Origin of the sequence: Burkholderia sp. 8Y, assembly GCF_902506145.1 — a bacterium.
GTDB lineage: Bacteria > Pseudomonadota > Gammaproteobacteria > Burkholderiales > Burkholderiaceae > Caballeronia.
In genome coordinates this window covers 2,630,383-2,642,890 of the sequence record NZ_LR733520.1, presented here as the reverse complement: position 1 = coordinate 2,642,890, position 12,508 = coordinate 2,630,383, and the positions used below count along the sequence as shown (strand labels likewise).

The following is a 12,508-nucleotide window of genomic DNA, read 5'->3' as shown; positions in this document are numbered from 1 at the left end:
GCTCCTCGTTTTCTCGCTACCTAGCATGACCTCAGTCGAAAACATCGAATCCGTGCACGTGGCGGTCGTCGGCGGCGGACCGGCCGGACTCATGGCGGCCGAGGCGCTGGCGGCCGGCGGCGCGAGCGTCGATGTGTTCGACGCGATGCCGTCAGTCGGGCGCAAGTTCCTGATGGCCGGCAAGGGCGGCATGAACCTGACGCATTCGGAGCCTGCCGACGCGTTCATCGCCCGCTACGGCAAGCGTCGCGCGGAGGTTGCGCCGCTGCTCGCGCGCTTCGATGCCGCCGCGCTGCGCGAGTGGGTGCACGGGCTGGGCGTGGAAACATTTGTCGGCAGCTCGGGCCGCGTGTTTCCGACGGACATGAAAGCCGCGCCGATGCTGCGCGCGTGGCTGCATCGGCTGCGCGCGTCGGGTGTGCGGCTGCATATGCGGCATCGCTGGCTGGGCTGGACGGACGCGGGCGTGTCCGAGTCCCGCTTCGCGACGCCCGACGGCGAAAAGCGCGTCCGTCACGACGCGCTCGTGCTCGCGGTCGGCGGCGCGAGCTGGCCGCAGCTCGGCTCGGACGGTCGCGCGGTCACGCATCTGGCGGCGCGCGGCGTCGATGTGCGGCCGTTCCTGCCGTCGAACTGCGGCTTCGACGTGGACTGGTCGGCGCATTTTCGCGAACGCTTCGCTGGGGAGCCGCTCAAGTCCGTTGCAATCGGGCTCGAGCGGGCAGACGGCTCGGTCGACTGGCGCGTCGGGGAATGCCTGCTGACGGAGCATGGCATCGAGGGCAGTCTGATCTACGCGCTGTCCGCGCAGATTCGAGATCGCCTATTGGAACGTGGCGACGCCGGCACGCGCGTTCTGCTCGATCTCGCGCCGCAGCTTTCCGCCGAGCGCGTCCGCGCGGAGGTATTGCATCCGCGCGGCGCGCGCTCGTTGTCGAGCCATCTCCAAAGCCGGCTGCATCTGGCGGGCGCGAAGGCCGGTCTGCTGCGCGAATGTCTCACGAAGGACGAATTCGCCGATCTCGACACGCTCGCCGCGCGCATCAAGGCGCTGCCGGTGCGCGTGCGGCGCGCGCGTCCGATCGCGGAAGTGATCAGCAGCGCGGGCGGCGTGGCGTTCGAATCGCTCGATGACCGTTCGATGCTCACCGTGCTGCCGGGCGTGTTCTGCGCGGGCGAAATGCTCGACTGGGAAGCGCCGACGGGCGGCTATCTGTTGACGGCGTGCTTCGCGAGCGGGCTTGTCGCGGGGGAAGGGGCGCTGGCTTGGCTCGGCGAGCGAGGTGGGCGTTAGCGTGGGCACCGGACGTGCGGCACCCTGCGCGTAACGAACGCCGGATGTGACGCGTCGAGCGTCTATCCACAAATAGCGAGCGCCGAGCGGCCAAACCTGAAGCTTCGCACGGTGACGGGCCGCATGGGTCAGACGTCACGCGGCTAAGTCCACGCCGCAGGCGTCGCGCGGCGACTATCCGCACGCGCCGAACGCGCCGAACGCGCCGAACGCGGCAAATGTGAATTGGCCAAGTGACCGAGCCACGCATCGAGGCGTAGGAAGCTAAACGCGAAGCGGCCAAGCGTGAAGCGCAGGGCGTCGCGCTGCGACGAGCCGCATGCGCCCAACGCGAAGCGGCCGAAGCGCACGCCTCGTCGTGATTCGGCGACGAGCGTCATGCGCCAAGCGCCGAACGCGAACTGGCAGAAGCCGGTGCCCCGCGGCCTGACGCGGTGACGAGGCTCATTTTCCAAGCGCGAAACGCCAAACAGACAAGTCCACGCCCCAGACGTCGCGCTGCGACGAGCCTCATGTGCCCAACGCGAAGCGGCCAAAGCCCACGCCTCGTCGTGATTCGGCGACAAGCGCCATGCGCCAAGCGCGAAACGCCAAACGCCCAACGCCCAACGCCCAAACGCACAAGTCCAGGTCCCAGGCGTCGCGCGGCGACAAGCTGCATGCTCCAAACACGAAGCAGCCGCGCGTCTCGCTCCGGCGCGTCGCAGGGCGACGAGCCACGCGCGCCAAACGCGAAGCGGCCAAGTTCTTACCCTCAGGCGTCATCCGGCGACGGGCCATATAGGCCAGACGTCGCCGGGCCAAGCCCCAAGCGTCGCGGCAACGCGCCAAACGCGCCAAACGCGCCAAACGCGTTGCACGCGAAGCGGCGAAGCCCGACGCTCACGCGTTACCAGACGCCAAGCAGCCAACCCGCAATCCTCAACCGGCGACCAGCCGCCAAAGCGACGTCACTTCCGCCGACCGCGCGGCGTGCAGCGGGTCCGACTTGTCCGCCGCACGCGGATGATGCGGCCTCACGTCGATGCGGCCATCCACCTTCAGCCCCGCTGCGTCGATCCATTGCTGAAGCTGCGCGCGCGTGCGCAGGCCGAGATGTTCGGCGAAATCGGACAGGATCAGCCAGCCTTCGCCGCCCGGCGTCAGGTGGGCGGCGAGACCATCGAGGAAACCGCGCAACATGCGGCTTTCGGGGTCGTAGATCGCGTGCTCGATCGCCGCGCTCGGGCGGGCGGGCAGCCACGGCGGATTGCAGACGACGAGCGGCGCGCGTCCTTCCGGAAAGAGATTCGCCTCCACGACCTGAACCTGCTTGCCGAGGCCGAGCCGCGCGATGTTCTCGCGTGCGCAAGCAAGGGCGCGCGGATCGACGTCCGTCGCCACGATGCGCTCGACGCCGCGCCGCGCCAGCACCGCCGCGAGCACGCCGGTGCCGGTGCCCACGTCGAACGCGAGCGATGTCGACGGTAACGGCTGATTCGCGATCAGATCGACGTATTCGCCGCGCACCGGCGAAAAGACGCCGTAGTACGGATGGATCCGGCCGCCTGTCGCCTTAATTTCGACGCCCTTCTTGCGCCACTCGTGGGCGCCGACCAGACCGAGCACCTCGCGCAACGACACAACCGATGCTTCCTGCGGCGGGCCATACGCTTCCTCGCAGGCTTCGCGCACGTCGGGCGCGCGGCGCAGCGGGATGGCGTACTGCTCGTCGAGCGGAAGCACGAGCATCGCGAGCGTGCGTGCGCGCTGCGATTGGGCGAGACGGTGCATGTTGAACGCATCGACCGGGGACGTCGGTTTGTCCTTGTCCGACGCCGCTTTCTTCGCCTTGCGCGGCTTGTTATCGATCCGGCGTGCCATCGCCTGTAATAACTGGCGCGCGTTCTGAAAATCGCCACGCCAGAGGATGGCCGTGCCTTCGCAGGCGAGGCGGTAGGCGTGATCGGCCGTCATCTGATCGTGGCCGATGACGACGCGCTTGGGCGGCTGATTGCCGCTTTCGGAGCGCCAGCGAGCAGAGCGGCTTTCGCCGTCCTCGTCCCAATGGAGTTGCGGCGTGGAGCTTTCGGGTTGCATATACGTACGTCCAGGAAGAATTGGCTGCATTGTGAGGCCATTCGGTGCTGGCGGGACGGCGGTGCGCGCTTTGTTCTTCATTCGGCGTCGCGGTCGGTCAATCGTTCGTGCACAATTTGGACTTTTCCGAACGCCATCGCCGAATGAAATCCAAGGTTCTCGCCGCACTCTGCGCGACCGCGCTTGCTTTTCCGTTCACCGCCGCATCGCTCGCGTTCGCCGCCGGGACGGCCGAATCGCCCGCGAACGACCATTGGGTCAGCGCCTGGGGCACGGCGCTCCAGTCGATTCCGCAGCTCGCGAATGTGCCGCCGCTTTATCGCGCGCCGGAAGTCGGCGGCCGAACCGTTCGGCAATTGATCTACCCGCAGATCGCGGGCAAGCAAATGCGCTTGCGCATCAGCAACGTGTATGGCGCGGAGCCGCTCGTCGTCGAATCAATGACGGTGGCGCGCGCCGTGAGCGGCAGCAGTCCGGCGATCCAGGGCGGCAGCAGTCGACCCGTGCTGTTCGGCGGCAGCAAGACGGTGACGGTCGCGCCGGGCGCGCAAGCCACGAGCGATCCGGTCGCGTTCGGGGTCGCCGCCGGTCAGCCGCTCGCGGTCAGCATGTTCATGGGGGCGAATCAGAGGCTGGCGGCGTGGCATCGCGTGGCGAGCCAGGTCAACTACGTTTCGACGCCGGGCGATCGCACAGACGACGCCTCGCCCGCCGCCTTCCGGACTCGTTTCACGCAGTACGCGTGGCTGACCAACCTTTCCGTGGAGAACCCTTCCGCGCGAGCAGTTGTCGCGATCGGCGATTCAATCACGGACGGCATGCGCTCGACCATGAACGCCAATCGACGCTGGCCCGACGCTCTTGCACGTCAGATCGCCGAGAAAAGCGGCGGGCAGGCGGCGGTCATCAATGTCGGCATCAGCGGAAACCGGCTGCTGAGCAATTCGCCGTGCTACGGCGAGGCGCTCGTGAGCCGATTCGATCGCGACGCGCTGCGGCAGCCGGGCGTGCGCGCGGTCCTCGTGCTGATCGGCATCAACGACATCAATTTCGCCGCGATGCCCGCGCATGGCGGCCTAGACTGCGATGCACCGCATACCGAGGTGAACGCGGACGCGCTGCTGCGCGGGTACCAACGGCTCATCGCGCAGGCGCATCAGCGCGGGCTCAAGATCTACGGCGCGACGCTTACGCCGGCGTCGCTGCCGCCCGAGCGGGAGGCCATCCGCACGGCGGTCAACGCTTCGATCCGCGCGAGCCGGGCGTTCGATGGTGTGATCGACTTCGATCAGGCGCTCCGCGATCCGGCTCGGCCGAGCGTGCTGCAACGGCGCTACGACAGCGGCGACCACATTCATCCGAGCGACGCGGGCTATGCGGCGATGGCGTCGACCGTCCCGGTGGACGCCGTGCTAGGCACGGCGAAATAGGAGTCGCGGGAGCACAGCAAAAAAACTTGCGTCATCAGCTTGTCATTGGCGTTTGCTTGACCTAGAATTCCGCTCCTCGTCGCAAGATGAGCGCCGCGAAAGAAACAAAGCGGCCTCCGAAGTCCACAGTTTTGGAAGCGAAAGCGAAAAAAGCCGTTGACAAGGAGAAAAAGATTCTTCATAATCTCGTTTCTCTGCTGCTGATGCAGCGACGCAAGACGAAGCGGTGCTGAGCGAGGTGCTCGGTGCGGCGAAGCAGGAAGTCTTGGCGGATTGCTCTTTAAAAACTAACAGCCGATAAGTGTGGGCGCTTGATGGCGAGTGCGGTTGTGGTGCTTAGGCGCTGCGGCAAAAGCAACAGTATCAAGAGTCTCACACGAAGTATCAGAGGAAGGTTTTTTCATCTTAGGATGGAATAAATCATCGTCAGTACGTTGAGTGAGCGACCGGTTTCTAACGGAACCGAAAACAGTAACAGGGTTTGAACTGAAGAGTTTGATCCTGGCTCAGATTGAACGCTGGCGGCATGCCTTACACATGCAAGTCGAACGGCAGCACGGGGGTAACCCTGGTGGCGAGTGGCGAACGGGTGAGTAATACATCGGAACGTGTCCTGTAGTGGGGGATAGCCCGGCGAAAGCCGGATTAATACCGCATACGATCTACGGAGGAAAGCGGGGGATCTTCGGACTGCCATCCGGCCGCATTCAAGCCTGGCCTACCTGACGCCCGACGAGTTCAAGCAGCGGTATTGTTCAACTGAAGCAATCGAGGCCGTTCTCCAAGATTAAAACGGTCCGAAGAACTCAGGCAGGTCAAGTCAGCGCTAAGCACCCGTTGGAGGGGACGCGGAATCAGCGTTACCATCTCTGTGCCGGCCGACACTGGTCGAAGAATCAGCGTTGCGTGGCTTGAAAGCGATGGGAAGCTCGCGCGCGTTCTCGTTCCGGTGCAGGCGCGAAATGCCCGGTCGGCCTTCGGTGAGCCGAATTGCCGATGAAATTGCCCTTTGCTTGCAAAATGACCCGGCTGCTAAGAAAGACACAATCTAATTAAGTACAAGAGTTAGGGATTCGGGGCCAGATGGATACAGTAGCAATCGAGCCGGCAGTTCAGCCGGAAGAGCCGAGCTGCGTCGAAATCAAGACAACGCTTGCCACCAAGGTCAATCTCGCCGACTTTCAGAACGCCGTCCCGGTGATTCGCGAGTTGTCGCTCGTCAACGGGACGAGTAGCGACTACAAGTCGTTGCGACTGACGGTCGGCTCAGAGCCGCCGTTCTTGAAACCCAAGACCTGGCATATCGACCAGTTGGCGTCGGGTCAGACGGTTCGGCTCTCGGACATCGACCTTGGGCTGGACGGGCCGCTACTGGGACGACTGACGGAGTCCGAGAAGGCGGTTGTCACGTTCCGCCTTATCGATGGCAATGACGAGCCAGCGGAATTGGCTTTGGCCGAGGCGATTGTTGAACTACTCCCTCGAAACCAATGGAGCGGTCTATCTTCGCTTCCCGATATGGTGGCAGCATTCGTTCAGCCGAACGAACCGGCCATCGAGCGTGTCCTCAAACAAGCGGCGGAAGTTCTACGCGGCGCCGGGAAGCCCGGGGCCATCAATGGCTATCAGGATGGACCTAAGCGCGCCTGGGAACTAGCTTCGGCCATCTGGAACGCCATTGGTGCCATGGGCATCGATTACGCGGTGCCGCCGGCGAGCTTTGAATACAACGGCCAGAAAGTGCGCGCTCCCGGCCATATCGCAGAATCGAAGCTTGGAACCTGTCTCGACCTGGCTCTTTTCGCTTGTGCTGCGCTCGAGCAAGCTGGCCTTAATCCGCTCGTCGTTTTCCAGGAAGGGCATGCGTTCCCGGGCGTCTGGCTGAAACCGGAGGAATTCTCCACGACGGTCGTTGACGACATCACCGCGCTTAGGAAGCGCGTGAAGCTTAAGGAGATGGTCTTATTCGAGTCCACGTATCTTGCGCAGCGGCCCCTCCCAAAGTTTAGTTTCGCGGCGGAAAAGGGCGAGGAACGCATCGCGGAAGGTTCCGAAGGCAAGTTCGAACTAGCGGTGGACATCCATCGCGCGCGTCTGCAGCGCATTAAGCCGCTGGCAAGTGAGCAGGTGGTCGTGCGCGGTGCTTCGGACGAAGATTCGAGCGAGAATCGCACGCCCACCTGGGAAGAGGCTCCCGACCTTCCTACGACTTTCGGGGACACCGAGGTCGACGGCGACCTCGAGCGTCCAGAAGACCGGCTTACTCGCTGGCAGCGGAAGCTGCTCGACCTGTCCCTTCGGAACAACCTGCTAAGCTTTAAAGCCGGCAAGAAATCGGTCAAACTGGATGCCCCCGAGCCGGGGCTGCTGGAAGACATTCTCGCGGAGGGCCAAGCGCTCAAGCTTCTCACCCGTCCGGACCTGATGGACGGCGCGGACCCGCGAAGTCAGGCGGTTCATGAAGCTCGCGAGCGCGAGAACATTCGGCGTCGACACGCGCTCGATGCACTCAAGCGGAAGGAAGTGTTTATCGGTCTTCCGCAAGAGGAGATGGATGACCGCTTACTCGAGCTATTCCGCAGTTCTCGGACGACGCTTCAAGAGGGCGGGTCAAACACACTCTACCTCGCCGTAGGTTTCCTCTCGTGGACCCGGGACGACAAAGACGACAAGAAATATCGCGCGCCTCTTATATTGGTGCCCGTCTCGTTGGAGCGGCGTAGCGCTCGTTCCGGGTTCAGTCTCAGGCTGCACGACGATGAGCCACGATTCAATCCGACGCTCATCGAGATGCTGCGCCAAGATTTTGAACTGGAGTTGGGTATTCGTGACACAGAGTTGCCGAAAGATGACTCTGGACTCGACGTAGCCGGCATCTGGAAGACTGTCTCGAACGCAATCAAAGACATCAAGGGTTGGGAAGTCGTAGAAGACGTCGTTCTCGCGTCATTCTCGTTCGCGAAGTATCTGATGTGGCGGGACCTTACCGAACGCACCGAGCAACTCAAGCAGAATTCCGTCGTTCGTCATCTTATTGATACTCCGCGCGATTCGTACCAGACGAGCGTCGAATTCCCCGACGTACGGCGGCTGGACCGAGAGCTGCCGGTCAAGGAAACCTTCTGTCCGCTGCCTGCCGATTCGTCTCAGTTGTCCGCAGTGGTTGCCGGCAGCAAGGGCAAGGATTTTGTCCTTATCGGACCTCCTGGAACCGGCAAGAGCCAGACCATTTCCAACCTCATTGCGCAGTTCCTTGCTGAGAAGAAGCGGGTGCTATTCGTTTCCGAGAAAATGGCTGCGCTCGATGTCGTCTATCGGCGTCTCGCTGATGTGGGTCTTGGAAGCTTCTGTCTCGAACTTCATTCGAGCAAAGCTCGTAAGACGGAGGTGCTCGAGCAGCTCCGTACCTCGTGGGACGCAACGTCTGCGCTCGCCCCCGAACAGTGGCATGCCGAGGCCGAGCGACTGGAGGCGATTCGTTCGCAACTGAACGGCTATGTCGAGCGGCTCCACCAACGCCATGAAAACGGCCTGAGTGTCTATGAAGCCATCGGCCGAGTGGTCGGCGGCCATGACCTGCCGGAACTGCGATTGTCGTGGCCGTCCTCAAAGGCGCATAACCTCGATGGCATGCGCTCCCTGCGAGAAACGGCGGAATTGCTCGACATCAACGCAAAGGCGTTCGGCGAGGGGCAGCTTAATTCGACGCCGCTGGCTCATATTGCTCAAACGGAATGGTCCCCTCTATGGCAGTCAGCCTTGCTGGATGCTGCCCAAGCCGTACCACAGGTTGTCGCCACGTTTGAGAAGGCCGCTGATGACCTTCTCGCGGCAATCGGACTTCCGGCGCTTCTACTTGACGCTCGAGTGCGTGAGGGAATGCGCATGCTCGCAGCAACGCTGCCCTTGGCGTCTGGCTACGATTGGCGTTTCGCGTTGCGTCCGGACGCAAAGTCGATAGCTGACGCGCTCCGGCAAGCAGTCCCGATGCTGGAGCGATATCGTGAATTGCTCGCAGGTCTGTCGACTCCCAAAAGCAACCAGACGCTCGACGACCTGCGACTTGGCATCGCTCAGGTGGAGCGTGACGCGGAACTGAGTGCCAAGTTGTCCCGGCCATGGAATGAGACGTTGAGAAGCCGTCTGGCTACGGGCATTGAGTTGCTGCGCAGCCGTCTTGACACCGCGGGTCAACTATCTCTGCCTTACAACGAGAGCATTCCGAGCAAAACAGTAGCCGAGTTGCAATCTGACCTCCGCGAACTGAAGGATTCGAGCTGGCCGATGAGCATGATGCGCAAGCGCTCGCTTGTCAAGAAGCTCAAGGAACTTGCCACTGGCGGTAGCGAGCCCGACATCGAAGGCGACATAGAGCGCTTGGCGAGAATCGACGCGTTTAACGAGCAAATCAAGGCTCTCGACGACCTGTCGTTGCCGACGTCTAATGCGTGGGCCGGCTTGAAGACGGACATCGATGTCGTTCGCGCGCTCCTCGCGTTTCAGGCCGCATTGCTTCGGGTTCATGCACGCGAGGCGTGGGAGGATATCAGTCTCGACCCGGTCAGCCGAGGCCAGTGCGGTGATGCGGCTCGTGATGACCTCGAGCGCATGCGTGAACTGCGTCAGGTTGAGCAGGTTGTCCAGCGTCTCTCACCGCTCACGGCCGAGACAGACGGAATCTGGAGCGGCTTCCAGACCGAAGTCGGCGTGGCGAAGGCCTACCTGACGTTCCAAGGTGCGTTAGCGGCCGCGCGCGCTGAAAGCCATTGGCTCGACGACGGCTTCTCCACTATTGCATCTGGACGTGCCGGAGCAACTGCCGCCGCTGATATCAAGAAGATGCGCGAGCTCGTGTCGCTTCGCGCGCGCCTCGAAGAGCACTCCGACCTGTCGACGAAGACGTCTGGTCTCTGGAATGGCCTTAGAACAAAAACTGAGGGCGTCGAACCTGCGCTGGAATTCTTTGAGTCGTTGGCTGTGGCTCTCGCGAGTCTCGCCGCAACCCCCGAGCTCCTTTCGGCCGTAAGGGGACCGGTGGGTCTGTTGCTTGGGGACAGCAATGTGTTGCTCGAACCATCAGGCATCGTTGCTGGCACTGGCAGGGTCTATGCGGATGCGCTCAAGTCGCTCGAGGAAGCAGTCACAAAGTTCGCATCAGCGAGCGGTCTCGCTCTAACGGAGCATACGAGCTTCGCGGCACTGTTGCCTGCAGAACTCGCTGAACGTGCCGGGAACGTACCGAAGAACTCGAACCGCTTGAACGCGTGGTGTGCTTGGCGCAAGGTTCGCCAGCAAGCACTCTCGCTCGGGCTGGCACCGTTGGTTGCAGGCGTTGAGCAGGGCATCGTTGCGCGAGGCCGCGTCAAGGAAGTCTTTGAGACAGACTATTGTCGCTGGTGGCTTAACGCCGTCGTTGACGCCGACGAAGTTCTGCGGACCTTCGTCTCCGCGGAGCACGAAAAGCGCATCCAGGATTTCCGTGAATTGGACGAGCAGTTCATCGCTCTGACCCAGGCTTGGGTCAGAGCGCAGCTCTCGGCCGGACTCCCGTCGCCAGCGAGGGTTTCGCACGGGTCCGAGTGGGGGCTTCTGCGCTATGAGATGCAGAAGAAGACGCGCCACCTGCCACTTCGTGAATTGATGACGAAGGCATCGAGCGCGATTCTGCGCCTCACGCCCTGCTTGCTGATGAGCCCGTTGTCGATTGCTCAGTACTTGCCGGCAGAAACGTCCGACTTCGATGTGGTGGTCTTCGACGAAGCCTCTCAAATTCCCGTATGGGACGCGATTGGCGCCATGGCGCGGGGCCGCCAAGTGATTATGGTCGGCGACCCGAAACAGCTTCCACCGACAAGCTTTTTCGACCGCGCGGAATCTGACGTTGACGACACCGACATCGAAACCGAACTCGAAAGTATCTTAGAAGAGTGTATCGGCGCGAACCTGCCGACGATGAAGCTGTCATGGCACTATCGCAGCCGTCACGAAAGTCTTATCGCCTTCTCCAATTATCGCTACTACGGTGGCGACCTTGTGACCTTCCCGAGCCCGGTCACGGATGACCGCGCTGTGAGTTTCCATCTGGCCACCGGAGGACAGTACGAGCGCGGGGCTTCCCGTACAAACAAGCCTGAGGCAAAAGCCCTCGTCGCAGACCTCGTCGGTCGTCTTAAGTCTCCGGGATTCGCTGAAAGCGGGCAAACCGTTGGCGTCGTGACATTCAACGCTGAGCAGCAGCGACTCATTGAGGACCTATTGGACGCTGAGCGCCGAAAGGACCCTTCCATCGAGCAGCACTTCGCCGATACCGCGCTCGAACCGGTGTTTGTGAAGAACCTCGAAAGCGTGCAGGGTGATGAGCGCGACGTCATGTACTTTTCTATTACCTACGGCCCGGGCGTCGATGGCACGATGCCAATGAACTTTGGCCCGATGAATCAGCAGGGTGGTGAGCGGCGTCTGAACGTCGCCATTACGCGGGCCCGTCAAGAGTTGCGCGTCTTCGGAAGCTTCAGGCCCGAGAAGATGGACTTGTCTCGAACCCAAGCGCTCGGCGTCCGCGACCTCAAGCACTTCCTCGAGTTTGCTGAGCGAGGTGCGAGGGCACTCGGTGAAGCGGTCGCCGGCAGCATTGGCGATTTCGACAGCCCCTTCGAGAAAGCAGTTTGCGTTGCACTCGCCGAACGCGGCTGGACGGTCCATCCCCAAGTCGGCGTGTCCGCTTTCCGTATCGATTTAGGCGTCGTTGACCCGGATGCTCCGGGCCGCTATGTCGCCGGCATTGAGTGTGATGGAGCGACTTACCACCGGTCCGCGACCGCGCGCGACCGCGATAAGTTGCGAGAGCAAGTCCTGCGCGGTCTTGGATGGGAGATTGTCCGCATCTGGTCGACCGATTGGTGGATTGACATGCCTGGCACGCTCGAGAAAGTCGATGCGCAACTCCGGGCACTCTTGGCTGGTCAGCGCGAGCAAGGCGCCCTTAACGAGACGGAGGCTGCGGCCATCGCGGAAGAGGTAATTGCGGCGGCGAGAGCATCTGGCCCAGACGAACTCGAGCGGGCGGTCTCAACGGAAGTTGACAACGCTGATGAAGAAGATGGCGACGAAGCGTTGGACACGATACGAGCTCCGGGTTCCGCAAGATACGCTCGGGCGACGTCGCTGACTGAATCGGAACCTTCGGCAGCAATCTTCATTGAGGCTGATTTCGACTTGACGGAGCATGTATGTTCACCAGAACGCTTCTTCGACAAGGATTACGACCCGCAGTTAGCGTCAATGCTTGCCCATGTGGTGGCAATTGAAGCGCCAATCCGCGACGAAGTCCTCGCGCGCCGAATCGCTCGGGCGCATGGATGGTCTCGCACCGGAGGCCGCATTCTGGACCGAGTGGTGGAGGTGGCGAAAAGACACTTCGACTGCGACCATGAGGATGTTGGACTCTTCTTCCGGGAGAAAGGGAGCGCGGGGAAAGAATGGTCCTTCCGTCGGCCACCCAAAGGCGGCGCCCGAGTTCTCGATGAAGTTTCAAGCTTGGAACTTAGCGCACTCGCAAAGGAAATCAAGTCACACGAGTCGAATCGTGAGGCTGGCATGGTTGCAATGACTAAAAGGCTTGGTCTGTCAAAGCTGCGCGCTGCAAATCGGGAAAGACTGCAACGCGTGTGGGACGACATGTCGGATTGACTCATCAAAGGCACTC

At 62.0% G+C, this 12,508-nt stretch carries 4 protein-coding genes; 3 read left to right on the top strand and 1 reads right to left on the bottom strand.

The features are described from left to right. Positions 1 to 25 precede the first annotated feature (25 nt). Positions 26 to 1,294: a TIGR03862 family flavoprotein gene (locus GV035_RS23000; protein ID WP_159837206.1), complete on the top strand. Its 1,269-nt coding sequence runs from the start codon at positions 26 to 28 to the stop codon at positions 1,292 to 1,294. A gap of 921 nt (positions 1,295 to 2,215) precedes the next feature. Here the strand turns inward: GV035_RS23000 and GV035_RS22995 are convergent. After that, positions 2,216 to 3,373 (bottom strand): methyltransferase, encoded by a 1,158-nt coding sequence (locus GV035_RS22995; protein WP_159837205.1) that lies wholly within the window; start codon positions 3,371 to 3,373, stop codon positions 2,216 to 2,218. A gap of 143 nt (positions 3,374 to 3,516) precedes the next feature. Here GV035_RS22995 and GV035_RS22990 point away from each other — a divergent pair, with 143 nt between their 5' ends. After that, entirely contained in the window at positions 3,517 to 4,803 is a 1,287-nt protein-coding gene (locus GV035_RS22990) for an SGNH/GDSL hydrolase family protein (protein WP_159837204.1), read from the top strand. 1,083 nt (positions 4,804 to 5,886) lie between these two features. Continuing rightward, positions 5,887 to 12,492 carry a DUF3320 domain-containing protein gene (locus GV035_RS22985; protein WP_159837203.1) on the top strand — a complete coding sequence of 2,202 codons (6,606 nt, stop codon included), beginning with the start codon at positions 5,887 to 5,889 and terminating at the stop codon, positions 12,490 to 12,492. Positions 12,493 to 12,508 lie beyond the last annotated feature (16 nt).

Coding starts and splice junctions, on each gene's coding strand:
- GV035_RS23000 (WP_159837206.1), top strand. CDS start 26: ATGACCTCAGTCGAAAACATCGAATCCGTGCACGTGGCGGTCGTCGGC.
- GV035_RS22990 (WP_159837204.1), top strand. CDS start 3,517: ATGAAATCCAAGGTTCTCGCCGCACTCTGCGCGACCGCGCTTGCTTTT.
- GV035_RS22995 (WP_159837205.1), bottom strand. CDS start 3,373: ATGCAACCCGAAAGCTCCACGCCGCAACTCCATTGGGACGAGGACGGC.
- GV035_RS22985 (WP_159837203.1), top strand. CDS start 5,887: ATGGATACAGTAGCAATCGAGCCGGCAGTTCAGCCGGAAGAGCCGAGC.